This is a genomic window from Chryseobacterium limigenitum (genome assembly GCF_900114875.1).
Classification (GTDB): domain Bacteria; phylum Bacteroidota; class Bacteroidia; order Flavobacteriales; family Weeksellaceae; genus Chryseobacterium; species Chryseobacterium limigenitum.
The window spans coordinates 115,041-139,919 of the sequence record NZ_FPKW01000011.1 but is presented as its reverse complement, the minus strand read 5'-3'; the positions used below and the strand labels follow the sequence as shown (position 1 = coordinate 139,919).

General features: G+C 34.4%; 23 protein-coding genes and 1 tRNA gene. 19 read left to right on the top strand and 5 right to left on the bottom strand.

Translation table 11 applies throughout. The annotated features are described in order from the left end of the window. Nucleotides 1–282, bottom strand: a 282-nt coding sequence (locus BT156_RS14205) for a transposase (protein ID WP_072410988.1), incomplete at its 3' end; no start/stop codon positions are given. A 74-nt stretch (nucleotides 283–356) separates the two neighbouring features. On the opposite strand from BT156_RS14205, the gene BT156_RS14200 reads away from it, so the two are divergent. Next, nucleotides 357–557, top strand: coding sequence for a hypothetical protein (locus tag BT156_RS14200; protein WP_072410986.1), 201 nt, complete (start codon nucleotides 357–359; stop codon nucleotides 555–557). 195 nt (nucleotides 558–752) lie between these two features. Here the strand turns inward: BT156_RS14200 and BT156_RS14195 are convergent. Then, nucleotides 753–826: transfer RNA gene (locus BT156_RS14195), tRNA-Arg, on the bottom strand. A gap of 47 nt (nucleotides 827–873) precedes the next feature. Between BT156_RS14195 and BT156_RS14190 the strand changes: the two genes are divergently transcribed. Genes BT156_RS14190 through BT156_RS14180 form a run of 3 tightly spaced genes read left to right on the top strand, consistent with a single transcriptional unit; the run spans nucleotide 874 to nucleotide 4,651 of the window. Continuing rightward, complete coding sequence (locus BT156_RS14190) at nucleotides 874–1,920, top strand: ABC transporter substrate-binding protein (protein ID WP_072410984.1); 1,047 nt, start codon at nucleotides 874–876, stop codon at nucleotides 1,918–1,920. Nucleotides 1,921–1,962: 42 nt separating this feature from the next. Further along, entirely contained in the window at nucleotides 1,963–2,607 is a 645-nt protein-coding gene (gene mtgA / locus BT156_RS14185) for a monofunctional biosynthetic peptidoglycan transglycosylase (RefSeq protein ID WP_072410982.1), read from the top strand. 13 nt (nucleotides 2,608–2,620) lie between these two features. Continuing rightward, nucleotides 2,621–4,651: a recombinase gene (locus BT156_RS14180; protein ID WP_072410981.1), complete on the top strand. Its 2,031-nt coding sequence runs from the start codon at nucleotides 2,621–2,623 to the stop codon at nucleotides 4,649–4,651. Here the strand turns inward: BT156_RS14180 and BT156_RS14175 are convergent. The 3 genes from BT156_RS14175 to BT156_RS14165 are packed head-to-tail and all read right to left on the bottom strand — an operon-like array spanning nucleotide 4,629 to nucleotide 6,787. Next, a complete protein-coding gene (locus BT156_RS14175; protein WP_072410980.1) occupies nucleotides 4,629–4,922 on the bottom strand; it encodes a hypothetical protein in 294 nt (97 codons plus the stop codon). The two genes, BT156_RS14180 and BT156_RS14175, sit on opposite strands and share 23 nt — an antisense overlap. A 2-nt stretch (nucleotides 4,923–4,924) precedes the next feature. After that, on the bottom strand, nucleotides 4,925–6,028 hold the full coding sequence (gene recF, locus BT156_RS14170) for a DNA replication/repair protein RecF (protein ID WP_072410979.1): 1,104 nt from the start codon (nucleotides 6,026–6,028) through the stop codon (nucleotides 4,925–4,927). 3 nt (nucleotides 6,029–6,031) lie between these two features. After that, complete coding sequence (locus BT156_RS14165; protein WP_072410978.1) at nucleotides 6,032–6,787, bottom strand: UbiA prenyltransferase family protein; 756 nt, start codon at nucleotides 6,785–6,787, stop codon at nucleotides 6,032–6,034. Between the two features lie 19 nt (nucleotides 6,788–6,806). On the opposite strand from BT156_RS14165, the gene BT156_RS14160 reads away from it, so the two are divergent. From BT156_RS14160 to BT156_RS14090, 15 genes are all read left to right on the top strand, one after another. Next, entirely contained in the window at nucleotides 6,807–12,731 is a 5,925-nt protein-coding gene (locus BT156_RS14160) for an alpha-2-macroglobulin family protein (protein ID WP_072410977.1), read from the top strand. A gap of 44 nt (nucleotides 12,732–12,775) precedes the next feature. After that, nucleotides 12,776–13,264, top strand: a complete 489-nt coding sequence (gene eco, locus BT156_RS14155) for a serine protease inhibitor ecotin (RefSeq protein ID WP_072410976.1) — start codon at nucleotides 12,776–12,778, stop codon at nucleotides 13,262–13,264. A gap of 539 nt (nucleotides 13,265–13,803) precedes the next feature. Then, the gene (locus BT156_RS14150) at nucleotides 13,804–15,219 is read left to right on the top strand and encodes a TolC family protein (RefSeq protein ID WP_072410975.1); all 1,416 of its coding nucleotides are present in this window, start codon (nucleotides 13,804–13,806) and stop codon (nucleotides 15,217–15,219) included. A gap of 11 nt (nucleotides 15,220–15,230) precedes the next feature. Continuing rightward, a complete protein-coding gene (locus tag BT156_RS14145; RefSeq protein ID WP_072410994.1) occupies nucleotides 15,231–16,187 on the top strand; it encodes an HlyD family secretion protein in 957 nt (318 codons plus the stop codon). Between the two features lies 1 nt (nucleotide 16,188). Next, on the top strand, nucleotides 16,189–17,397 hold the full coding sequence (locus BT156_RS14140) for an ABC transporter permease (RefSeq protein ID WP_072410974.1): 1,209 nt from the start codon (nucleotides 16,189–16,191) through the stop codon (nucleotides 17,395–17,397). A gap of 152 nt (nucleotides 17,398–17,549) precedes the next feature. Continuing rightward, a complete protein-coding gene (locus tag BT156_RS14135; protein ID WP_072410973.1) occupies nucleotides 17,550–18,005 on the top strand; it encodes a DUF1569 domain-containing protein in 456 nt (151 codons plus the stop codon). A 22-nt stretch (nucleotides 18,006–18,027) separates the two neighbouring features. Then, nucleotides 18,028–18,498, top strand: coding sequence for a hypothetical protein (locus BT156_RS14130; protein ID WP_072410972.1), 471 nt, complete (start codon nucleotides 18,028–18,030; stop codon nucleotides 18,496–18,498). 6 nt (nucleotides 18,499–18,504) lie between these two features. Next, complete coding sequence (locus BT156_RS14125; protein ID WP_072410970.1) at nucleotides 18,505–18,906, top strand: hypothetical protein; 402 nt, start codon at nucleotides 18,505–18,507, stop codon at nucleotides 18,904–18,906. A gap of 1 nt (nucleotide 18,907) precedes the next feature. After that, nucleotides 18,908–19,279, top strand: coding sequence for a VOC family protein (locus BT156_RS14120; protein WP_072410968.1), 372 nt, complete (start codon nucleotides 18,908–18,910; stop codon nucleotides 19,277–19,279). A gap of 18 nt (nucleotides 19,280–19,297) precedes the next feature. Further along, nucleotides 19,298–19,840: an SRPBCC family protein gene (locus BT156_RS14115; RefSeq protein ID WP_072410966.1), complete on the top strand. Its 543-nt coding sequence runs from the start codon at nucleotides 19,298–19,300 to the stop codon at nucleotides 19,838–19,840. A gap of 126 nt (nucleotides 19,841–19,966) precedes the next feature. Next, nucleotides 19,967–20,416, top strand: a complete 450-nt coding sequence (locus BT156_RS14110) for a VOC family protein (RefSeq protein WP_072410964.1) — start codon at nucleotides 19,967–19,969, stop codon at nucleotides 20,414–20,416. A 278-nt stretch (nucleotides 20,417–20,694) separates the two neighbouring features. Beyond that, entirely contained in the window at nucleotides 20,695–21,090 is a 396-nt protein-coding gene (locus BT156_RS14105; protein ID WP_072410962.1) for a DUF1398 domain-containing protein, read from the top strand. A gap of 356 nt (nucleotides 21,091–21,446) precedes the next feature. Beyond that, nucleotides 21,447–22,121 (top strand): DUF2490 domain-containing protein, encoded by a 675-nt coding sequence (locus tag BT156_RS14100; protein ID WP_072410960.1) that lies wholly within the window; start codon nucleotides 21,447–21,449, stop codon nucleotides 22,119–22,121. Between the two features lie 23 nt (nucleotides 22,122–22,144). Beyond that, a complete protein-coding gene (locus tag BT156_RS14095) occupies nucleotides 22,145–23,149 on the top strand; it encodes a bestrophin family protein (RefSeq protein ID WP_072410958.1) in 1,005 nt (334 codons plus the stop codon). A 103-nt stretch (nucleotides 23,150–23,252) separates the two neighbouring features. Then, the gene (locus tag BT156_RS14090; protein WP_072410956.1) at nucleotides 23,253–24,863 is read left to right on the top strand and encodes a Na+/H+ antiporter; all 1,611 of its coding nucleotides are present in this window, start codon (nucleotides 23,253–23,255) and stop codon (nucleotides 24,861–24,863) included. Nucleotides 24,864–24,879: the final 16 nt, after the last annotated feature.

Sequence of the window (24,879 nt, the reverse complement as noted above, 5' to 3'; positions counted from 1 at the left end):
TCTCTTGGAGAAGATGCCTACCGCCTTTTTTAAGATATCACGTTCAAGCTTTGTTTCTTCTAGTTCTTTGCGAAGTCTCAATAACTCTTCCCTTATTGGATCAGAGGATATTTGTTTTTCCTTGCTAAGTTTACCTTCTTTGTGAAGTTTTCGCCAATTAACGAGACTTTCTTTACAGATCCCCAATTCTTCAGCTACCGAGGATACATTGCCTCGCTGCTCACTTAAAGATACTGCTTGGATCTTAAACTCTAGACTGTAATTTTTTCTGATCTTTTTCATACTCTTAAAGATAAAGAGTATAAGAATTGTGTCCTAACAAAGTTAGCAACTCCAGTTTGGATAATTTTGGAAAAATGGATTTTCAAAGTCTGCATGAATATGTAAACAATTTTTATTACGGCGAATACGGAAGTGATGAAGATTTTGTACAGGGATTATATGAAAATGGTATACCGTTCAATTTACCTAACTTTGTGGTAATTGATTGGGAAGCTACGTCAAGGTATATTATGTATGATTATTTTGAATCAAACGGACATTATTTCAAATCCTAAAATTATTCTGTACATTTGTTATCAAAGATATAATCATATCTACCTTTCGTATTCAGATAGATTTAATCAAATTCAAACAGATTAAAAAAAGAGTATTTCTGAAATTTGGGCACGTTTCTGGGCGCAAAAATAAAAAAGAGAAAATGTAATTATCTTATTTTCAATAATTTACAAATTCTCTTTTGATTCAATTAGTGACCTCGACAGGATTCAAACCTGTAACCTTCTGAGCCGTAATCAGATGCGCTATTCAGTTGCGCCACGAGGCCTTTCTTAAAGGTTTGCAAATATAACACTTTTTTCTTTTCTTTGAAAGATGAAATCAAAAATTTTACTGTTAATCACGTTTTTCACGCTAATCGCCTGTAAAAGAGAGCAAAAAAAATTACCTTCAGAATCGGTTTCCATCTCGAATTTGGTTCAGTATGATGAGAAGAAGGATGCCTTGCACTTAAAATCGGGAAATTTCACATATGATTTAAAGAAAAATCAGATTCCTTTCAAGAAAATTATCTTACTGAATGCAAGTATGGCAGGATATATTTCTGAATTGGGTGCAGAAAATTTGATTATCGGAGTTTCAAGTCCGGAATATATTTATTCAGAGAAAATCCAAAACTTACTTAAAGAAGGAAAAATTCAGAATGTAGGAAGCGAACAGAAATATGATGTAGAAAAGATCATTTCATTAAAACCTGATGCTATTTTTACCAACTATATCGCAAGTTTCGACAATACATATCAATTATTAAAAAATAACGGAATTCAGGTGATTTTTCTTGATGAATATATGGAGCAGAAACCGTTGGAAAAAACAGCTTACATCAAGCTTTTTGGAAAACTTTTTGCAAAAGACAAAGAAGCTGAAACAAAATATAGTGAAATCGAGAAAAATTATAATGAATTAAAACAATTAGCCTTAAAAGCTCAATCAAAACCTGTTGTTTTAGCGAATGAAATGTATGGCGATGTCTGGTATCTTCCGGGCGGAAAAACTTTTGTGGCAAACTTCATTTCAGATGCTAATGCTGAATATATTTTAAAGAACAATATAGAAGAAAAGGCTTTAACAATGAGCTTTGAAGAAGTTTTTGCAAAATCTAACGGTGTGCAATATTGGGTAAACGCAGGAAATCATGCTTCAAAAAAAGAAATACTCAGCCTAAATCCTTTTTATGGTAAATTAAACGTTTTCAATAAAGGAAAAATCTATGGAGTTATGGGGAAAGAAAGACAGAAAGCCAATGATTTTTTTGAAAGCGGAATTGTAAGGGCAGATCTCGTTCTTAAAGATTATATTAAAATTTTTCATCCGGAGCTTCTACCGGATTATCAGTTGACTTATATGAAAGAATTGCAATAACTGAGACTATTTGTTTATTTTTGCAGTTCCTTTTTAATAGATATGTGGAAAAAAATTAAACAGTTTATTTTTATTGTTCTCATTCTCAACGTTGTATTCATTGTTTGGGGGCGATTCTTTAATCCGCCGATCACTATTACGCAGATCGGAGGACTTTTCGAGTTTGGAAAACTGCACAGAGATTACATTTCCTACGACGAAATGGGAAATAATGTGAAAAAAGCAGTTATTGCATCGGAAGATCAAAAGTTCTTTATGCATGACGGTTTCGATTACACGGCCATCGAAAAGGCCATGAAAAATAATGAAAAAGGGAAAAAAATAAGAGGTGGAAGCACGATTTCTCAGCAAACTGCAAAAAACGTCTTTCTTTGGCAGGGTAGAAGCTGGCTGAGAAAAGGTTTGGAAGCTGTTTATACCTTCATTATCGAGAAGGTTTGGAGTAAGGATATAATTCTTGAAAGATACCTTAATTCAATTGAAATGGGGCAGGGAGTTTTCGGAGTAGAAGCTGCTGCGCAGTATTATTTTGGAAAGCCATCTAAAGATCTTTCGGCTTCAGATGCGGCTTGGATTGCTGCTGTTTTACCGAACCCTAAAAAATATGATCCAAAAAATCCGTCACCATATTTGAGAAAGAAACACAATTGGATCATGAGACAAATGAGGAATGTGAGTTTGAAATAGTATCTTTGTATTAATGAAGTTCTTCAATTCCAGTGCAAATTTTGAATCTGTTCTTAAAAAATATTTTTCTTTTAAGAATGAAACCCTCTCTTTAGAACCTTTTGCAGAGTTTTTAGAGAGTATAAAAAAAACAGATTTTACGGATGTTCTTAATTTTTTTAGAAATAATCCGAATTTTGCTGAAAATTTTAAACACTATATTCATAATATTTTCGCCGGAAGACCATTCAATCTGTCTTTAACGGAAGCTAATATTCTGTCTGAAAATGCTTTCTTCCCCGAACTTAAAAAAAGGATTCTTAATAAAATATTACCGCCTGTAGAAAACGAAAAAACGGTTTGGTTTATGGTGGATAATATCAGTTTGAGACCTAAAGCTGATCTGAAATATCTTCATAATCTTCCCGAAAATGAGATCAATGAATTACTTAAAATTTTTGGCGCCGCAGATTTTATCACAAAATCAAAAGTAAAAAAAGAAATGATCTTCGCCATGAATATCCTTTCGTGGCGCGCTACAGGAATGGCGATGGAGGTGGAAGTAGTAAGAATGGCTCCGCAATACAGAAATTTCGACAATCCGTTTTTGGCTTTACAAAATGAATTGGAAGATCTTGCCGCAGAATTGGAGAAGAATCCTGATCTTCAGTTACATTCAAAAGACAGCAGATACAAACAGATTAAAATTTATACCGAACAGTGTTTGGAATTTGTAAATATAGCCTTTAAAAATTCTTCTAAATACGGTATTTCAGGGAAGATCAATCAATCTCTTCTTAAAATCCGCCAGCAGATGCAAAGGGTTTATGATATTGTCAATTTGTTGGTAATTGATACTGAGGATGATATTCTTATTAAATCTAAACAGTTAATTTTTAACATATTAAGTTATAAATCTCATAAGAATAATATTTCGGAACTCATCAATGACAGTACGAGATTACTTTCCCATCTTATTACAAACCATACCGCAGAAACAGGCGCACATTACATTACATCTACCCGAAAAGAGTATATGAAAATGTTCTATAAGGCGAGTGGTGGCGGGATTATTGTTGGAGCATTATGTGTTTTGAAAATGCTTTACGGTTACATTCCCGGAAGTGATTTTTCACATGCATTTTTATATTCGATGAACTATGCGATGGGATTTGTTATGATTTATCTGATGGGTTTTACGTTGGCAACGAAACAGCCGGCCATGACAGCAGCAACAATGACCAAAGTTCTTTCTGAAGAAGGAAATACTAAAAATGACAGGACAGAATTTGCGCATTTGGTTTCCAAACTTTTTAGAAGTCAGTTTATTGCGTTTGTCGGGAATGTGTTGTTATCTTTCCCGATTGCGTTGGCCATTATTTATGGGTTGGACGTGTTTTTCTCACAAAATCTTGCGGTTGACCGATCTGATAAATTACTGAAAGATCTAGATCCTTTTCACTCTAAAGCTATTTTACATGCAAGTATTGCAGGATTTTATCTTTTTATTTCGGGGATAATTTCAGGAAATATTGGGAACAATTCAGTCTTTTTCCAAATACCGGAAAGAATTGCGAAGAACCTATCTATCAGAAGACTTTTTGGAGCTAAATTTGCCAAAGGATTGTCTAAATATTACGCTAAAAACTGGCCGGGAATCGTCTCTAATTTCTGGTTTGGAGTTTTCCTTGGAGCAACAGCTCCTGTCGGATTATTCTTTGGATTAGATTTGGATATTCGTCACATTACTTTTGCAGCAGGTAATTTTGCGATCGGGCTTTACGGAAAAGATTTTTCTGTTGATTCTTATACTTTCTGGATCTCGTTTATTACCGTTTTCCTGATTGGATTCTTTAACTTTTTGGTAAGTTTCAGCTTGTCAATGTTTTTGGCATTTAGATCAAGAAAACTGAATTTTGGACAGGTTAGTGAAATTTATAAAGAAATATTTAGTTATTTTTTCAAAAATCCATTAAAATTTTTCCTTCCGATAAGCTCAGGCCTGGATAAAAGAGCTGATGATATGATGAACAATTCAATGTCTACAAAATCTGAAGATCATTAAATTTATCCTCCCCAAATTGAGCTTGAAATTTTTTAAGATAAAAACTTCTGCGCATTTTAAAATCGTTCTTCAATAAAGGAGAATTAATCTTTATAATAATGCATTTGTCTTCAATATTTACACTGTTGATTTCATTAAAAAGGCTTTCATCAAGATATTCTTCAAGGAAATCTTTAATTTCAAAGGCTACAAGTTTATGTTCAAAGCCATAGATTCTGGCAAATGATTTCACCAGTTCTGAGGATTGGAATTCACGTTTTTTCTTCTTCATAATTAAATTTCAAAAATTATGCTTTCCTCATTAATGTTTTTCACAACACTTTCTGTGCGTTCTCTGTGTGTATCTGTTATAAAAATCTGACCGAAATTTTCCTGATTCACGAGTTCAATAAGCTGAGAAACTCTGTGGTCATCAAGCTTATCAAAAATATCATCCAATAAAAGGATGGGGGTTTTTCCTGTCAGTTCCTTAACAAGACTCATTTGAGCTAATTTTAACGCAATAAGAAAGGATTTTTGCTGACCTTGTGAGCCTATTTTTTTAATTAAGACAGTATCCATATCAAAAAGCAGATCATCTTTATGAATTCCTTTTGAAGTGTAGGTTAACATTCTGTCTCTCTCAATGTTATCTTTTAATAAATCTCTGAAAACTTTGTCAGGCTGAGCGGAGTCGAAGCCATCAAATAGATGTGATTCGTAAATCACAGAAACGGTTTCTTTTCCGCCGGAAATGATGTTATAAAAGTTCTGTACAATAGGATTAAGCTGTGATACAAACTCTCTTCTTTTTTCAAAAATTTTAGTTCCGGATCTGGAAATGGGGTCGTCATAGATTTCTAAAGAATCTTTATCAAAAACTCGGTTTTTAGCGAAATATTTTAACAATGCATTTCTTTGCTGAATTGTTTTTTGATATTGAATCAATTCAAAAAGATATTCAGAATTTGTCTGCGAGATCATCGAATCCAGAAACTTCCTTCTGCTTTCCCCCGAATCTGAGATCAGATTAGAGTCATAGGGAGAGATCATCACACTTGGTAAATAACCGATATGATCAGCCATTCTGTCATAGCTTTTATCGTTCTTTTTAATGATCTTTTTTGATTCTTTAGGTTGGGAGATTTTAATGATGTCTTCACTGTTATCATTCTGAATTTCAGCATCTATTGTGAAAAAGTCTTCATCTTTTTTAATGTTATTAATGTCAGTATTTCCCAAAAAACTTTTCCCTACTGAAAGATAGTGAAGAGCATCCAGAATGTTCGTTTTTCCAACCCCGTTATTTCCTACGAAACAATTGATCTGTGGAGAAAATTCAAATTTTTTCTCAGAATGGTTTTTGAAATTATACAGGGAAAGCTTATTAATAATCATGCGTCAAAAATACTCCAATATTACTAGAAATAAAAAAGGAAGTGAAGAACATGTTTCAACACCGAAAGAAAAATAGGCATCATTTCTCTTATTTTCAGCGAAATAAATAAAAATATAAGTCACAATACTTGTAAGAAAAAAGGCAATCGAATAATGACTATTTAAATAAAAACTGGCCAAAATACTACTCACAAAAACAAGTAAATAAGCAATATACTTTGTATTTTGAACCCCAATTATCATGGGAAAAGTCTTAATAGTATCGCTTTTCATATCCCGAATATCAAAAGGCAGAACTAAGGCGGTAATAAAGAAAAAGCTTATCATGAAAATGGGGAAATTAAATTCATGCAAAGTTAGCCAGCAGTTGACAAGTGCCCAGACAAGTCCAACATAAAATACCTTCAAAAAAGGGATTTTCCGAATATAAACTTCAAGAAAAAAACTATTGTAAAGAAGTCCTAAAACCACAATAATGAACCATTTTATCAATCGTATTTCATTATGATTATGAATGATGAGAAATGCACAAATTACGCCTGCAACCGCATTTAAGATTAATATTTTAAAGAAATGTTTGGTACGCTGGTATTTTGTGTAAAGATATCCACTGAAATAAGTGATGAATATCAGGATAACAGTAGGCAAACGGAACGTGTTTTGCTCTAGCATGAAAAATACTGCAAAAAGTGTTCCCATTAATGAGACATAAAGTTGACTGTCTATAACAGTTTTTTTGAGTATTTTTAAGAAATTCATTTATACAAAAATAACATATATGAAAAAATTCTCCAAGATTTTTGTGCTTTTACTTTTACTACTGAGCTCATCAGGAGCTTTCGGTCAAAAGTATTATGATGATCAGTGGAAAAAAATAGAGGAAAATAGTAAAAAAGGTGCTTATAAATCTAATCTTCCCGTTATTTTAGACATACAAAACCATGCTATGAAAGAAAATAATACACTTCAGCTTATCCGGTCTTTAAAAGCAGAATTTACGATCGTCAATCAGACGAGTGATGATGATAAAAATGATGCGGCCTCTAAGTTTTTCGTTAAACTTCAAAATTCTGATAAAAATTTAAAAGGCGAAGGTAAGTTGGTTTATAATGTTTTGCTGAATGGTTTTTTCATGGATTATTATAATCAGCATTCTTGGGAAATTGATGGAAGAACGAATATCAACTCACAGGATGTTTCTCAGATCGAAACTTGGAGTAAGCTTGATTTTAAAAACTATTTAACTAAAAATTTTCAGGAATTAGATCAGCAGAAGCCAGAAATGAAAAAGGTTTCTTTAAATGGTTATAAAGATGCTTTTTCAAATACGAAAGATATTGCTTATTTCCCGACTTTGTTAGATTGGTATTCTTTGAGAAAGGTTAATTTCTTATCTGATAACGGACTTTTTACAAAAAATGAACTTACAGAGAACAGAACGCAGATCAATACTATTTTTGATGAATTAATTGCTCAAAATACCGGAAATTCTAAGCTGTATTTCATGCATCAGAAATTATCGGAGAATTGTAATTTCAATCAATGCAAAGATAAATTAGAACAACTTCAAAATCTTGTTAAATCTAATGTAGAGGGAGATTACAAGGTTTTAATCATGGAAGAGATCATGACGGAGCTTAATGGTAAAAAGAAATCGAAAGAAGCTTTAGATGTTGCAGCTCAGGCGAAAAGCCAGTATCCGAAATCTCTTTTTATTGAAAATATTAAAAACAAGGAAAATCAGATCACAAATCCTTCTTTAAATATTAAATATGAAGAACAGACGCAAGGCAACCTGCCAATTCATATTGTTGCAGAGTATAAAAATGTTTCAGAATTTTCAATCAATATCTATGAAGTAAAAGAAGATTATACATCATTGATGCAATATGTTCAAAATTCTTACGGAGATATGTATAGTAAGGTTAAAAAGAATTTGGTAAGAAAAGAAGTTTTCCAGTTGTCTGATCCCAAAGATTTTCAAACGCATAAAACATCTTTGGAGATCAAGCCTCTTCCTTCAGGAGTTTATGTGGCAGAATATTCTGTAGCAGGTTCTGATACAAAAGATGTTGATTCGAGACAGAATTTTTACTTTTTGGTTTCAGATAACAGAATTATTTATCAATCTAAAACCGATAGAAATCAACTTTTAAACGAACTAAAATTAGTCAACAGCGAAAACGGAAAACCTGCTATTAATGAAAATCTTACATTTTATGAATTTGTTTCTAATAAAACATTTGCTAAAATTGAAGGTAAAACAAATGATAGAGGTATTTTCAAATTTCCTTCGACGACAAGCAAGGATTATTACAGAACTTTTCTGATCCAACAGCCAAAATCCAACAGTTTCCAGATCATGCAAGTGTATGGAAATGATGGAAGTCCAGCAGAATATAATCCGAACAAACAAACCCGTACGCAAGCTCAGATCTTTACAGACAGAGCGATTTACAGACCCGGACAAACTGTTTATTTCAAAGTAATTAATACTAAAATTGATAAAGAAATTGAGTCAGTTGCTTCTGGTTTAAAACAGAAAATAACGTTACAGGATACCAATGGTGAAGAGGTTTCTTCTCAAGACTTTATAACCAATGAATTCGGTTCATACCACGGAAGTTTCATCCTTCCAAAAGGAAAACTGAATGGCGTCTTTTATTTAAAAACTAATAATGAAACTCAGGGTTATAAAAATATTCGCGTTGAAGAATATAAAAGACCAAAATTTGAAGTGACTTTTGATCCCGTAAAAGAAGAATATAAATATGGTCAAACCATAGAATTAAAAGGAAAAGCCATGATGTTCTCCGGTGTTGCGTTGAGCAATACAACAGTGAATTACGAGATCAAAAAGCACAATATCAGATGGAGATATTTTGGATGGTATCCACAAGGTGATGACAACGAAAATTCAATTCTTGGAGAGGCTAAAACGAATGAAAAAGGAGAATTTGTTATTCGTTTAGATCTTAAAAAAGATGAAAAATTAGAAGGTATTCAGATTGATAATTATGAAATTAATGCTTCAGTTACAGACATTAATGGTGAAACGCAGTCTGCAGATACGCAGTTGAAAGTGGCTTCGGTTTCACATTATATTAAGGCAGAAGACATCAAAAATACTTTTGCGGATGAAAATGTAAAAGTAAAAGTTGAAACGAAGAATTATAACGAGCAGGATCTTAAAAAATCATATCAGGTTAAATTATCAAAACTGGAAGCACCGAACAGAATTTTCAGAGATAATTTTACATCAGAAATTCAGGATCTTCCGAAATTTTCAAAAGAAGAGTTCATCAACAAGTTTCCACATGATTTATTTGATAAAAATGATGAATTGAAAAACTGGAAAATTGAAAAAGTTCTCTTCAATAAAACACAACAACCATCAACAGACAACTCTCAACTTGCAACCAGTCTGGATCTTGGAAAACTTGAAGCTGGAGATTATCAGTTAGAATTATACAATATTGAAGGAAAAGACACGATAAAATCTTCTCAGAATTTCAGTGTTTGGGATAAAAATTCTTTAAAACCAACTCAGAAAACATTTTTAACTGTTTTAGAACCTAAAGAGGAATTTTCAAGAGGGGAGAAGGCTAAAATCTATGTGTATTCTGCGGTTCCTGATGCTTTAGTGAATATTTTTGTACAGGACGGTTCAGGAAAAACAGTTTCGGAAACTCAGAAATTCAAAAACGGAATTCTTGAATATATGGTAGATGTTCCGAAAGATAAAAATGTATTGACTTTGAATATTCAGTTTCAGGTTGTGGCATTTAATGATGCTCAGACGCAATCTGTTAATTTAAAAATAAAAGACACAGAACAGCCATTAAGAATTGAGACGGTGACTTTCAGAGATAAATTGGAACCAAATTCTAAGGAAAAATGGTCTGTGAAAGTTTTAGGAAGTGACAAAGAAAAGATCAATGCTGAGGTATTGGCAAATATGTACGACATGTCTCTTGATCAGTTTGCTGCGAACAGTTTTAACTGGGAAAAATTATATACTACTTTTTCAAGCGTAACTTCTTATGATATCAGACAATATCTGGAGCAGAAATATTATCAGAAGAGATTGCAGTATTTCAATGGTAATTATGTTGAAGTGCCGCAGTTCAATTGGTTTGATAATAATGTTGTAGGGTACCTGCAAGGAATGGCATCAGGAATTGCAGTAAAAGAATATGCTAATGCTGTTCCGGCTCCAATGGCTGCTCCAAGAGCGAAGATGAGGCTTGAAAGCGTAAGAACGGATGACGCAGCAATAGACGTTCTCAACTCAGGAAGACAATTAACTGAGCAAGAGAAAAAAGAATACACGGATGTTGATGCGGATGGCGTATTGGACAAAGATGATAAAGCTTCTTTAGATAAAGTCCCTGTCCGTCAAAATCTAAACGAAACAGCCTTTTTCTATCCAGATTTAAAAACCGATGCAGAAGGAAATGTAAGCTTCGAATTCACTTCTCCGGAAGCATTGACAAAATGGAAACTGATGTTCTTGGCTCACACAAAAGACGCAAGAGCAGCAACGTTAAATAAAGAAGTCGTGACGCAGAAAGAGTTTTCTGTAACGCCAAATTATCCAAGATTTTTGAGAGAAGGGGATGAGTTGAATCTTCAATCAAAACTATCAAACTTAACGAGCAAAAAATTAAGCGGTTCAGCAAATCTTCAAATATTGGATGCATTCACCAACGAAGATATTTCATCTAAATTTGGATTAAACGCAAGCGCTCAGAATTTTGATTTAAACGAAAACGGAAATTCAGCACTAACCTGGAAAGTAAAAGTTCCGAACAATGTTTCATCAATCATTTTAAAAGTGGTTGCAAAAGCCGGACAATATTCTGACGGCGAACAAAAAGCGGTTGCAATTTTACCAAACAGAATGTTGGTGACCGATGCCGTTCCTGTTTTTGTGAAAGAAGGCGAAACGAAAACGTTTGTTTTGGATAATCTTAAAGATGCAAACTCTACAACCATTTCCAATGTTTCAAATACACTGGAACTGACGACAAATCCGATCTGGGAAATTATGTTTGCACTTCCAAGCCTGAAAAATGATCAGAATAATTCTGCCGATGTGATCTTTAATAAATGGTTTGCGGATGTGTTGGCTTCTGAAATTTTCAAAGCTAATCCAAAAATGAAAACGGTTTTCGAAGAATATCAAAGCAAAGGATTATTAAAATCAAATCTTGAAAAAAATCAGGAATTGAAACAATTGTTATTGGAAGAAACTCCTTGGGTATTGGAAAGTAAAAATGAAGAAGAGCAAATGGCGAAACTTTCGCTTTTATTTGATACAAATACAATGCGTAATTCCATACAAAATGATTGGGATGATTTCAAAAAACTGCAAAATCCGGACGGAGGTTTCTCTTGGTATTCAGGATATCCGAGCTCGTATGGAACTTCTTTATATATTCTTAAAAACTTAGGAAAAATCAATTCTTGGTTAAAAGATAACGTGAAAGATTATCAAAGTTCAGAGCAGAAAGAATTGGTTGCGAAACTGGTTCAGTATGTAGATAACGAGATCGCGAAATATTGGGATGTCAAAAAAGAAAATGTTTGGAATAACTGGACATTGGATTATCTTGATACCCGAAATTATTGGGAAAAACAATATCCATTAAAAGGCAAAGGTAAGATTCTAAAAGATGCTGTTATTAAAAAATCAAAACAGGCTAAGCCTGCGGATTTCACATTCTTCGGATTGCACCGTTCGGCTTTATTGATGAGCAATTACGGATTAAAAGATACTTCAGATAAATTAATGAATTATCTAAAAGAAACTTCCACCGACACAAAAACGCAGGGAGTTTATTGGAAACAAAATCTTAATGATTGGGGTTGGTTCAGTTCAAAAGTAGTGAATCAGGCGGGAGCATTGGAAGCTTTCAACACATTGAAACCAAACGATCAGAAGTTCATTGAAGACATGAAAATCTGGTTAATCACGCAAAAAGAAGTCAATTCTTGGGGAACTTCAAGAGGAACTTCGGAAGTGATTTTTACGATATTAAATTCAGGAAAATCATGGACGAGTACTGAAAGCGACAAAGCAACAATCGTTTGGGGCGGAAAAGAATTACAACCGCAAACTCAGGCAACAGGTTATGTAAAATCTACCGTAAAAACTGATGTTGTTGATAAAAATTTGGCAACAGTAACGGTAACAAAACCAGGTCCCGGAATTGTTCAGGGTGGATTATTCTGGCAGTATTATGAAGATTTAGATAAAATAAAATCATCAGAAAATTACATCTCCATCACAAAAGAACTGTACAAAAAAGTGAAAACGGTAAACGGAGAAGAATTACAGAAAATCTCACCGGAAACTCCATTAAAAGTAGGGGATAAAGTAACGGTAAGAATGATCCTGAACACCGACCGACCAATGGAATTTATCCATATTAAAGATATGCGCGCAGCAGGATTTGAACCGGTAAATGTGTTGTCAGGCTACCAATGGAAGAACAATTTAGGATACTATCAGTCTACAAAAGATGCTTCCACCAATTTCTATATCGAATATATGCCGAAAGGTAAATTTGTATTCGAGTACGATTATATAGCCAACGCATCAGGAAAGTTCTCCAACGGGATCACAACAATGCAAAACTATTATGCACCGCAGATGAATGCTCATACAAAAGGAACAGATGTTCAGATTTTGGAATGATTTTTGGCTATTGGGAAGTAGTAAAATATTAAAAATAAAACAAAATGAAATTTTCAAAAACAGTAATGACGGGATTGGTAATGTTGATCGGTGTAAATGCTTTCGCACAAAAGAAAGCAGATAAATTTGAAAAATTACAGATTGAAATGTTCCCGAAAGCAAAAGACGGTTACAAACAAGTATATATCCAGCTTCCGATTGCTAAAAACGAAAACGATTTAAAAGTAGAGTTTTTTGTAGGTGCAGAAAAAATGTTGGACTGTAACAAGCAATTTTTGATGGGAAATGTAAGATCTCAGGACCTGCAAGGATGGGGCTACAACTATTATGATGTAGAATCCAACGGAGAAGTCGGAAGCACATTAATGGCGTGCCCGGACAAAAAAATGACCAAAAAATTCGTCTACATCCAGCCCGAGATTGTAAGATACAACAGCAAACTGCCATTGGTATTTTACGTCCCAAAAGATCTGGAAGTTCGTTACAGAATCTTGCGTCCGGACGCTGCAATGAAGAAAGCCGTTCAAAAATAATCTTAAACGATTTACATATTAACTCCTCACATTTCGTGGGGAGTTTTGTTTTTTTAGAAGCTATTTCCTGCTTTCCACTATATCTTTTGAGTTACGGCTTGCGCTTTGCTTCAGCCGCAACTCAAAAGGATGTCGTTCCAATCAGGGCTAGGGTATTTGCCTCCATTACCAATTTCGGTCATTGCGAGGAGCGAAGCGACGAAGCAATCTCATTAAAAACACAGTAATTCTAATCACAAAGTCTGTCCTCACGAATGATTTCACTAATTAAAACAAACAGATTAATTTAATAATTAAAACAAAGAGATTGCTTCGTCGCTTCGCTCCTCGCAATGACAAAAAATCCATCAATAGATAAATCAAAGAATTTTTTCAATTAAAACAAAACTTAAATATAAGCTAAACGATTCTCTCAAAACTCCCATCAATAAAAGCTTTGAGCTAAACTGAATTTAAACCGTTATTAAATTCACTACTTAGTGTATATTCTCTATAGCTTTTCATCATTTTTTGCATTATATTTGTTGTAAACATGAACCATGAAAAGCAATCTACTGATTTTTACGCTTGGTTTTTTTATACTTCCAACTTTCGGTTGGGCTCAGTCTGCTCCGGATTTTAGAGAACTTCTCGACAGTGCGATGATACGGGATTCGGATCTTAAAATGCAGATCACACAAAATAAACTGACCGATCTTGACGAACATAAATTAAAAGATATTTTTCTCCCCACACTAGAAGTTAGCGGACAAGTCGGCTATCTCAACGCAACGGCTAGATTAACGTCTCCTGAAATTAATTTAGCTCCTTTTATCCGTATTCCGGAAGGAAGTTTTAATAATAATCTAAATGTTTCGGGCTTCTCAGGAATTGCAAAAACAGACGCCAAAATGCTTCTCTATTCAGGCGGAAAAGTGAAATATTTAAAGAAAGCCATCGAAGAAAAGAAAATGTCTGAAGATATTTTGCTGGAGAAAACCAAAGATGAAGTGGTGGCTAATATTTCCAAAGCATATGATCAGTTAGCGTTAATTCATCAATCCAAAAAAGTATTGGATGAAAGCAAAAAAAGACTTGATATTAATCGTAAAACAGCCGATAAGGCTTTAGGCTACGGTTTGATAACACCTTATGATCATAAAAAAATCGAATTGGCTCAAGCCACATTAAACGCAAAAGTGGTAGAATATGAAGGCAAAAAAGAATTGCTTCTCACTCAACTTTACATCTTAACAGGAATCCAGAAAGAACGTCTCAGAATGATAGAACCTGTTCTGTCTCCCGTAGAACTGTTGAATCCCGAAAACGGAATTGAAAAAAGAGCAGAGATCCGTGCCCTAGAACATGGAATTGTTGCCGCCGACTATAAAATAAAAGCCGAAAGAACCTGGATGATTCCAAAGGTTCAGCTGATGGCTTCAGCTTATTATATCGGATTGTATGGAAGCAGAATTAAAACTTCCGAAAATGTAATTCCTGCCGTCCCTGCAATCGGTTATGAAGGAGCCAAATTAGATTGGCGACCGACCAATATTAATATTCTTCCTTTATTTACTGCCGGTGTTGGATTTAAGTGGGAGATTTTCGATGGAAGAGAAGGAAAACATGCAGAAGAAACTGCCCGAATCGGAAAAGAAGTTCTTATGAATCAAAAGGAAGATGCCCTTAAAAAACTGACTTTAAACTTAGCCAACAACCAAACCAATTACGATATCGCAACCGCACAGATCGCTTTAAAAAGTAAAGAAAAAGAATTGGCTAAAAATGCATTGATCCAGGCTGAAAAAGAATTCAGATACGGAATCAGCAAATCATCTCAACTGATAGAAGCTGAAAGTGATCTCGAAGTTGCCGAACTTGAATATCAGAATACCATCTTCAATCAACGAAGAGCGGGAATAGAGCTGATGAGGTCTACTCAGGAATTGGATATTGCTAAACTTTATCAACCTTAAAATTAAAAATGATGCAAAAAAACATATCTCTCTTATTTGTAATCTTGTTTTTATTGGGAAGCTGTGATAAAAAGAAAGAAAACCTCAATGATTCCGAAGGCAAAACAAAAAAAGACGTTATCTCTTTTGTCCCGAAAGTGACCGGAAGAATTGTGAAAATATACGTTACAGAAGGGCAAACCGTCAAAAAAGGCGATACACTGGCTTTATTGGATATTCCCGAAGTTTCTGCTAAAATTGCTCAGGCTCAAGGCGCCGTAAGTGCTGCCACGGCTCAGGAACAAATGGCAAAAAACGGAGCCACTGCCGATCAGATGAGACAATTGCAGGCGAAACATAAAGGGTTGAAAGAACAATACGATTTTGCCCAAAAATCATTCAGAAGAGCTTCTAATATGTACCGCGACAGTTTGATGTCTCCGCAAGCCTACGATGAGGTTTACGCTAAAATGCAGGGCGCAAAAGCCCAATACGATGCGGTAGTTGCCGAATTGGATGATGTAAAAAGAGGAACCCGCTTCGAAAAGGTAGAAATGGCAGCCGGACAGGCTTCACAGGCAAAAGGTGCTTTGCAGGAAGCAAATGTTGCCTATTCAGAAAGATACATCATCGCCACCAACGACATGGAAATTGAAACCATCAGTTTGAATGCAGGCGAATTGGCAACGGCTGGTTTTGCATTGTTCAACGGTTATATTCCGGAAAGTACTTATTTCAGATTTACCGTTCCGGAAAGTGAGATTTCAAAATATAAAAAGGGACAGGCTGTTAATTTGCAGGTGGTTTATAATAAAGAAAATCTAGAAGGTACTATTTTGTACATCAAACAATTGACGAGATATGCAGATATTACCACCGCTTATCCCGATTATCAGCTACAGGACGCGATTTATGAAATAAAAGTGAAGCCAAAGGATAGGAATAAGGCAAAAAATATTCTGGTAAATGCTAATGTTATCCTGAAATAATATGAAAGAGTTTTTCCGACTTTTAAAACGAGAATTCAAGCTGTTTATCGGCAATTCGACATTGAGAACCGTATTTTTTCTGGCGCCGGTTTTCTATGCCACATTGTTGGGCTTCGTCTACAAAAGCGGAAAAGTTGAAAATACACCTGTGTTGGTGATTGACAGAGATAACACACCGTTATCAAACCAATTAACAGAAATGTTGGAAGACAATAAAAGCATTAAAGTCATCCGATATTTGCAGGAGCCGTTGAGTATTAAAGATGAGGTCATCAAATATGAAGCAGCCGCAGTTGTCATTATCCCTTCAAAATTTGAAGGTGATATGTTGCAGAAGAAATATCCTGAAGTGAATGTTTACATCAATACAGGAAACGTTTTAACGGCCAATTTCGCCACAAAAGGACTTCAGCTTACGATTGGGACATTCTCTGCCGGAGCTTCCATGAAAGCGTTGCAAAAAGCGGGAATGCCCGCCTCAAAAGCTGCGACTCAATATGAGCCTTTTAAAACGAATTATATCACGCTTTTTAATACGACGAGCAATTATTTAATTTTCATGTGGCCGGCAATGTTGGCGGTGGTTTTACAGCAGGTTATTTTATTGGCAATGGCGGTGAGTTTCGCAGCAGAATTTCAGGGTGGATCTTTTGTAAAAGAATATTACCGAATGAGAAAATGGGCGTTTCCGACAATGTTGATTAAAGTAATTCCGATCTGGGTATTTTCAATTCTGATTGTAGGAATTTACTATTTTATGCACATGATTTTCAAGGTTCCTATGCCAGAAGGGATATTTAATTTTATCATTTTGACCGCTGTTTTCGTAAGTTCAGCTTCATTTTTAGGAGTATTAATCAGCATTTTAATTCCTGATGCCTTGAAAGCCACTCAAATCCTGATGGTTATTGCTTCTCCAGCGTTTATCATCAGTGGATTTACATGGCCGTTGAGCGCGATGCCTGCTTTTGTTCAGTTTATCGCGAATATCATTCCGCTGACTCCGTTTTTGCAGGCTTTTAAAATTTTATTAATTCAAAAAGGTTCTGTAGAACTTACTTTCCCTTATTTAAAACATTTGGTGATTCTTTTAATTATCTATGCAGTTTTAGGCTGGATCGCTCTTAAAATCAAGCTTTGGCTAACGTTCAGATATGTAAAACCGGAAGCAGAAAATAAGGAGGATTCGTTTGAAAATATTGATGAATAATTTACTTGTTTTCCCATTCATAATCAGTAATTTATAACTGATAATTCTAAACTTATAACTTCTTATTTCATAGTTGTTTACATCCTTTTTTTTATTAGTCATAAATTGATGAAAAAAAACTGATATATTTGTTTTTTAACAATTAGAAAAAGATGGAAAACGTATTTGACGCAAAAGACGCTCAGAATTACATTGATAGAATAAATAAATTGATTGAAGATACTCACGGTTTGTGGGGGAAAATGACGGTTGATCAGATGTTGGCTCACTGTTGTATAACCTACGAAATGGTATACGAACCTGAAAAACACAAAAAACCGGGATCAATTGCAAAATTTATTTTAAAAAGATTTGTAAAGCCTAAAGTAGTGGGCGAAAAAGCATATCCAAGAGATTCTCCGACCTCTCCACAGTTTTTGATTACAGGAAGAAAGAATTTTGGTGAAGAAAAGAAAAGATTGATCGGGTATATCCAAAAAACACAGCAATTGGGAGCTTCTGCTTTTGATGGTAAAGAATCTTTTTCTTTCGGGAAATTAAATTCTGACGAATGGAATAATATGTTTGCAAAGCATTTGAATCACCATTTGTCGCAATTCGGAGTTTAACACACATTACAAATACACACACATGAAAAAACTTTTATTACTCCTCATTCTCGTTTCCAACTTCGCTTTATCCCAGATGCCGAATATTTCCAATGTTTGGTTAAACGACAGCAAGCCTTACACAGGTACCATTGGAAGCGATAAGCAGGAAATTAAACTGAAAATCAATACTTCTGAACAGAACAAGAAAAATGACCAGCAATATCTTGTTTCAGGGTATTCTCTTGTTGATAAAAACTATACGAAGTTTGAAGGTAATTTAACAATCACCAAATATAAAGACGGCAAGAAAAAAAGCACGATCTATGGTGAATATGAACTTGTTGAAGAAAAGAAAGGGAAACATTCCGGAGTTTTCAAAGGTAAGTTCATTTATACTTTCAATTGGAATAAAACTACTGAAAAGATCGAAGCTCAATACATCGATTTCATCGGTGATTGGAAGAGCTATGACGGGACATTAGATTTTAAAACACGCTTAAAAAATCAATAAATAATCATGTTCAGAAGAATTTTAGCCGTTCTTGGAGGGCTTTTCTTTGGTGTTATAACCATTACTATTGTTGAAAAACTGGGTCATTATCTATTTCCAAGACCTGCGGGAATGAACGACAATGACATGGAAGCCCTAAAACATTATGTAGAAACGGCACCATTGGTGGCATTGCTTTTTGTCATTCTGGGCTATGCTTTGGGAGCATTGATTGCAGGTTTTTCCGCTACAAAAATTGCCGGAGATGGCAAAAAAACATATGCTGTTATTTGCGGAGTTATTTTCTTACTTCAAAGTATTTACATGATGTATATTCTTCCTACTCCAATTTGGTTTTGGGTTCTTGGTATTGCAGTTTGGGGACTGGTTTTAATAGGATGTAAATTGGCTTTAAATAAAAAAATATAATATGAAATTAGGAGCATTTTCGATAAGTTTAAGTGTAAAAGATCTTCAAAAGTCTAAAGATTTTTATGAAAAATTAGGCTTCAATATTATGGCAGGAAGTATGGAGCAAAATTATCTCATTATGAAAAATGAGCAACATCTGATTGGCCTTTTTCAGGCGATGTTTGATGGAAATATGCTTACTTTCAATCCGGGTTGGGATCAGAATGCTCAGAATCTGGAAGCCTTTAATGATGTTCGTGAAATTCAGAAACATTTAAAGGAAAATGAGATTCAGCTTGATAAAGAAGCGGATGAAACAACCTCCGGCCCTGAACATATTTTCCTGAAAGATCCCGACGGAAATATGATTTTGATCGATCAACACAGATAAACTTTAAAAACAAATGATATGAAAATTTTAAAAGGAATTGCAATAGTTTTAGCTTCAATCCTGATTTTTTGGCTTGTTTTGGCGGCTTTTATTTCGGGCGACTGTAAGTATGAAAAGTCAGTTTCCATCAATGCTCCCGTTGAAAAAGTATGGCAGAATACGAATACTTTAAAAGCAATGGATCAATGGAGTCCATGGAATGATCTTGACCCGAATATGAAAAAAGACTGGACAGGAACAACCGGACAACCAGGTGAAAAAGTGTGTTGGGACAGCAAAAAAGATGAAGCCGGAAAAGGATGTCAGGAAGTTAAAAAAGTAGATGCTGCCAAAAAACGAATTGATACAGATATTAAATTCTTAACTCCTTACGAAAGTGAAGCTCATGCGTATGTAACCGTAGTTCCGGAAGGAAACGGAAGCAAGGCAACCTGGGGATTTACTTCAAAAATTCCGTACCCTTTTACAGTAATGAAAATGTTTATGAATATGGAAGATGCAATAGGAAAAGATTATCAGAAGGGGCTTTCGAGATTAAAAGAAATGTCTGAGAAACCATAGATTTTAGCTGAAAGCAAAAGGCGGTAAGCTATATGCAATGCAAACTTTGCGTTAAAAAATATTCTTAAATCAAAATAAAATATTTCAATTTAAAACTAAACTATAATTTAAAAAAAAGAACACATTATGGCATCAGTAAACGTTTATTTAACATTCAACGGAAATTGTAAAGAAGCATTTGATTTTTACAAATCTGTTTTCGGAGGAGAATATCCTTATATCGGGACTTTCGGAGAAATGCCTCCAATGGAAGGGCAGGAAGCGAAGGAAGAAGATAAAGACAAAATCATGCACGTTTCTCTTCCAATTTCCAAGGAAACAACTTTGATGGGAAGCGATGCGGGTTGCGATTGGGTTTCTAAATTTAAAGAGGGAAACAATTTTTCTATTTCTATTAATGCAGATTCAAAAGAGGAAGCAGATAAATTATTCTCAGGACTTTCTGCAGGTGGATTGGTAACAATGGCGATGGCGGATACTTTCTGGGGAGCTTATTTCGGAATGTTTACCGATAAATTCGGGATCAACTGGATGGTAAATTATGACGATCCTGCTAAAATGCAACAACACCCATAATATTCATATTTTGTATATGAAGCATAGGTAAAAATAACCGGCAGATTGTTCTGTCGGTTTTAATTTATGATACATTTGCATTCCAAAAAATTCTAAATTTGGATTTAGGGATTAGGTTGCAGGAATTAGGATTTAGGTTTTTAGTATTAAAGTTGTTTAATGCTTCAAATCTTTGCTAAGTGAAATGCCTTTGCAAACTTAAAATATTCTCAATATTAATAAAAAGAATGCGCTATTTGCGTTAAAATAAAAAAACAATTAAAAAACAAATAAAAAAGATGAAATTTACAATCGAAGAAATCAAAGCCGAACACCAAAAAGTAAAAAGTGGTGCGGATTTTCCAAAATACATTCAGGCTATTAAAAACAGAGGCGTTTCTCATTATACCGTTTATGTTTCGGATGGAAATACAGAATATTTTGACCAAGAAAATCGATCAGATTCGACCGGAAGCAAATATGATGTTTTAACCATTTCTGAAAATGTAAATCTTGAAAATTTTAAATCAAGATTAAAGCTTCATCAACAGGGAGGAACAGATTATTTAACGTTCTGTAAAGACTGTGCAGAAAACGGAGTTGAAGGCTGGAAAATGGATCTCAATACAATGACTTGCACTTATTTTGACAAAGCTGAAAATAATATCCTAGTTGAACAAATTCCATCAGTATAATTTTGAGCTTATTTAAACCACAAAAGTAACAAAAGATTAAATATTAGTATTTTAAGTTAACCAATAGACCGCAAAATAAGACTACATTAACTTTAAAAATCTTTGATTTTATTCTTTTGAGAGCTTCATGTTTTCAAAACAGCTAAATCTTAAATCATTCATGGCTTTTGTATCTTTTTTGGTTAAGACTCTTAACTAGTTTAAAAAGGCTTTTTATTTAAAAACTTAAACTAAAAATATAAATTTTCATAAAATATTTTTTTTGCTTATTATTGATAATCGAAATCACTTTTTAAATTGTGATAGATTTTAATAATAAGCTTTTTTTCTAAAAATAAAATGTAAAAGAATAAATTATGAAGATTTTAAAGTCACTGGCTTTGATTATTTTCACTTTGGGAGCAACAAAATCCTTTGCTCAGAAAAGTGATCTTGGAGCTTGGTATATGTATTTTGGGAACAATAAGATCAGTAAAAAATTAAACTTTCATAACGAGATCCAGTATCGTAATTTTGATGGGATCGGAGATTTGGAACAGCTTTTAATTCGAACCGGAATTGGCTATGATTTAACCGAAAATAATAACAATGTCTTGTTAGGATATGGTTTTATTTTAAGTCAACCTTATGTAAACGGTGAAAAAAAGGAAAATATTGAACATCGAATTTTCCAGCAATATATCACAAAACAGAAATTCGGGAGATTCTACCTTCAGCACCGTTACCGTTTGGAAGAACGCTTTTTGCAGGACGATTTTAGAATGAGATTCCGTTATATGTTAGGATTAAATATCCCGATCAATAACAAAGAAATGCTTCCTAAAACTTTTTACGCATCTGCATATAACGAGATTTTCTTACATTTAAACAGCCCAACTTTCGACAGAAATAGAGTCTATGGAGCGTTGGGATATGTTATCAGTAAAAATCTGAGAATTGAGGCAGGATATATGAATCAGATTCAGGAAAACAAGAATCGCGGACAAATTCAAATTGGTTTTTATAACAATATTCCGTTTAATAAAAATTAATAACCAAAAAACACATAACACATATGCACTCAGGGAAAAAATTTGGAGCAATTGAATTTATAATCTGGACAAGAAGAAGTATTTATGGTTTAGCCATTTTAGCAGCAATACCGACAGTATTATATTTCTTCGGATGGAAATTTCTTTATGTTCCGTGGCAGCCGATCGCGATCATGGGAACGGCCGTTGCTTTTATTGTAGGTTTTAAAAATAATGCAAGTTACAGCCGACTTTGGGAAGCAAGACAGATTTATGGAGCGATCATCAATGACAGCCGAAGTTTTGGATATATTCTGAGAGATTCTCTTTCGGGAAAAGATCCGAAGAAGGTAAAAGAAATGTTTCTCCGTCATTATGCATGGCTTACTGCGCTTCGTTTTCAGCTTCGTGAATCGAGAGCTTGGGAAAATATGAATACTGCGCAATTTGACGAATATTCAAAAAAATACGACATTCCGGAAAGGCTTTCTCAATTGGATGATGAGTTGAAAAAGTATCTTTCAGAATCAGAACTTCAATATATTTTAAGCAAAAAAAATAGAGCTACCCAGTTGATGGCGAGTCAGAGTAAAGAATTGTCTGAAGTTTATTCAAAAGGAGAAATTAATGATTTTCAATGGACGCAGATCAATCAGCAATTAGTAAAATTTACAGATAATCAGGGAAAAGCGGAGAGAATTAAAAACTTTCCTTATCCAAGGAATTTTTCTTCGATTACGACTTATTTGTTACTATTATTCATCGTTTTTGTGCCTTTTGGATTATTAAAAGAGTTTGATAAACTGGGCGACGGAACTGTTGTTGAAGGCTTTACGGTATGGTTTAATATTCCGTTTTCGCTATTGGTAACCTGGTGTTTTCATACCTTGGATAGTGTAGGAGAGGCTTCTGTCAACCCTTTTGAAGGAAGTCCGAACGATGTCCCGATTACACAAATCAGCCGTACCATTGAGATTGATATGAGAGATATGCTGGATGAATCTGATCTTCCGCCGGCAATCACTCCAAAGAACAATATTGTACTTTAAAAACTAAGAATTTAATCATAAAGTAATTAACAGATACTGAATAAATTGAAAATAGTTTACTGGTTTACAATTAGCTAAAACCTAACACTAAAAACAAAAATAAATGATTCATACTTACGTCATCATATCAATTGCAGTCTTATTATCTGTGATGATATTGGTAATGATCGGCCAAAAACTAAGAGTAGCTTATCCCATCTTTTTAGTGATTGCAGGTTTATTGATAAGCCTGATTCCCGGAATGCCACATATTGAAATAGAACCCGATTTGGTTTTCCTGATCTTTTTACCTCCGATTTTATTTGAAGCTGCATGGTTTACATCATGGCAGGATTTTCATAAATGGAGAAAGCAGATTTTTTCAATGGCTTTTGGATTGGTTTTTCTTACCTCAATTGTTGTAGCTTACCTTTCTTCATCAATAATTCCGGGGCTTACGGTTGCAATGGGGTTTTTGTTGGGAGGAGTAAATTCCCCGCCAGATGCTGTAGCGGCAACTTCTGTTTTAAAACATGTGAAAATCCCTAAAAAGATCACGAGTATCTTGGAAGGAGAAAGTTTGATCAACGATGCATCGAGTTTAATTGTATTTAAATTTGCCTTAGCTGCTGTGATTTCAGGGCAGTTTGTATTTAGAGAGGCTGTTCAGGATTTCTTCACAATGGCAGTCGGAGGAATCGCTATAGGGGTGGCTGCCGGATTTTTATTTGGAGCATTTTTAAGACTTATTCCGTCAAATTCTAATATTGATACGGTTATAACATTAATCGTTCCTTATATCATGTATGTTGGAGCGGAACATTTCCATTTTTCAGGAGTGTTGGCGGTGGTTGCCGGAGGTTTATTAATGTCTTATAATTCACATTGTTATTTGAGCCATACTTCGAGAATCCAATCCGGAAACGTCTGGAGTGTCCTTATTTTCTTAATGAATACGATCATTTTTATTCTTATCGGCCTTGAATTACCAATTGTTGTGGCGGCGATGAAAGATTACACCATTTCAGAAGGTATTTTCTACAGTGTAGTGATTGGTGGAGCGATTGTTTTAACAAGAGTGATTTACAGTTATGCCTTAATGTATTTCCCAAGGCTTTGTTCCAAAGAATTAAGGTTAAAAGTTCCCAAACCCGATTGGAAAGAACCTTTTATCATCAGTTTCGCAGCAATGCGTGGCGTAGTTTCCTTGGCAGCAGCACTTTCAATCCCAGCATTTTTACCAAATGGAGAAGCTTTTCCGCATCGGAATATCATTTTGTTCGTAACTTTCGTTATAATATTAATTACGTTGGTCGGGCAAGGGTTGTTATTGTCGCCAATTTTAAAATTATTAAAAGTAAGTGATGCCGGAAGTGAGCTTCCAGAAGAAAAACAGGAAGTTATTTTAATGAAAAAATTAAAGGAAACGGCTTTACATAAATTAGATAATGATTTTTCAGGACTGGCAGAAACAAACAGTTTGGTACGTCATCAAAAACACAGACTTGAAAATGAAATGATGATGATGACCGATAAAGCCAACTGCATGGCTTCCACCGGAGATTACGTTACTGCGATGAATGAAAATAAAGATGTTTTAAGACAAATTATTCAGGCGCAGAGAAATGAACTTCACCGTATGAAACGCGAAAAAATATTTGATGATCATGTGATGAGAACCATCGAAATGCAACTGGATTTTGATGAAGCGAAGATCACCGGATTTGCCCATTAACGAAAATTTAAAATAA

Bases quoted from the DNA above. Each gene is read 5' to 3' on its own strand.
- BT156_RS14200 (WP_072410986.1), top strand. From the start codon at position 357: ATGGATTTTCAAAGTCTGCATGAATATGTAAACAATTTTTATTACGGC.
- BT156_RS14190 (WP_072410984.1), top strand. From the start codon at position 874: ATGAAATCAAAAATTTTACTGTTAATCACGTTTTTCACGCTAATCGCC.
- mtgA (WP_072410982.1), top strand. From the start codon at position 1,963: ATGTGGAAAAAAATTAAACAGTTTATTTTTATTGTTCTCATTCTCAAC.
- BT156_RS14180 (WP_072410981.1), top strand. From the start codon at position 2,621: ATGAAGTTCTTCAATTCCAGTGCAAATTTTGAATCTGTTCTTAAAAAA.
- BT156_RS14175 (WP_072410980.1), bottom strand. From the start codon at position 4,922: ATGAAGAAGAAAAAACGTGAATTCCAATCCTCAGAACTGGTGAAATCA.
- recF (WP_072410979.1), bottom strand. From the start codon at position 6,028: ATGATTATTAATAAGCTTTCCCTGTATAATTTCAAAAACCATTCTGAG.
- BT156_RS14165 (WP_072410978.1), bottom strand. From the start codon at position 6,787: ATGAATTTCTTAAAAATACTCAAAAAAACTGTTATAGACAGTCAACTT.
- BT156_RS14160 (WP_072410977.1), top strand. From the start codon at position 6,807: ATGAAAAAATTCTCCAAGATTTTTGTGCTTTTACTTTTACTACTGAGC.
- eco (WP_072410976.1), top strand. From the start codon at position 12,776: ATGAAATTTTCAAAAACAGTAATGACGGGATTGGTAATGTTGATCGGT.
- BT156_RS14150 (WP_072410975.1), top strand. From the start codon at position 13,804: ATGAAAAGCAATCTACTGATTTTTACGCTTGGTTTTTTTATACTTCCA.
- BT156_RS14145 (WP_072410994.1), top strand. From the start codon at position 15,231: ATGCAAAAAAACATATCTCTCTTATTTGTAATCTTGTTTTTATTGGGA.
- BT156_RS14140 (WP_072410974.1), top strand. From the start codon at position 16,189: ATGAAAGAGTTTTTCCGACTTTTAAAACGAGAATTCAAGCTGTTTATC.
- BT156_RS14135 (WP_072410973.1), top strand. From the start codon at position 17,550: ATGGAAAACGTATTTGACGCAAAAGACGCTCAGAATTACATTGATAGA.
- BT156_RS14130 (WP_072410972.1), top strand. From the start codon at position 18,028: ATGAAAAAACTTTTATTACTCCTCATTCTCGTTTCCAACTTCGCTTTA.
- BT156_RS14125 (WP_072410970.1), top strand. From the start codon at position 18,505: ATGTTCAGAAGAATTTTAGCCGTTCTTGGAGGGCTTTTCTTTGGTGTT.
- BT156_RS14120 (WP_072410968.1), top strand. From the start codon at position 18,908: ATGAAATTAGGAGCATTTTCGATAAGTTTAAGTGTAAAAGATCTTCAA.
- BT156_RS14115 (WP_072410966.1), top strand. From the start codon at position 19,298: ATGAAAATTTTAAAAGGAATTGCAATAGTTTTAGCTTCAATCCTGATT.
- BT156_RS14110 (WP_072410964.1), top strand. From the start codon at position 19,967: ATGGCATCAGTAAACGTTTATTTAACATTCAACGGAAATTGTAAAGAA.
- BT156_RS14105 (WP_072410962.1), top strand. From the start codon at position 20,695: ATGAAATTTACAATCGAAGAAATCAAAGCCGAACACCAAAAAGTAAAA.
- BT156_RS14100 (WP_072410960.1), top strand. From the start codon at position 21,447: ATGAAGATTTTAAAGTCACTGGCTTTGATTATTTTCACTTTGGGAGCA.
- BT156_RS14095 (WP_072410958.1), top strand. From the start codon at position 22,145: ATGCACTCAGGGAAAAAATTTGGAGCAATTGAATTTATAATCTGGACA.
- BT156_RS14090 (WP_072410956.1), top strand. From the start codon at position 23,253: ATGATTCATACTTACGTCATCATATCAATTGCAGTCTTATTATCTGTG.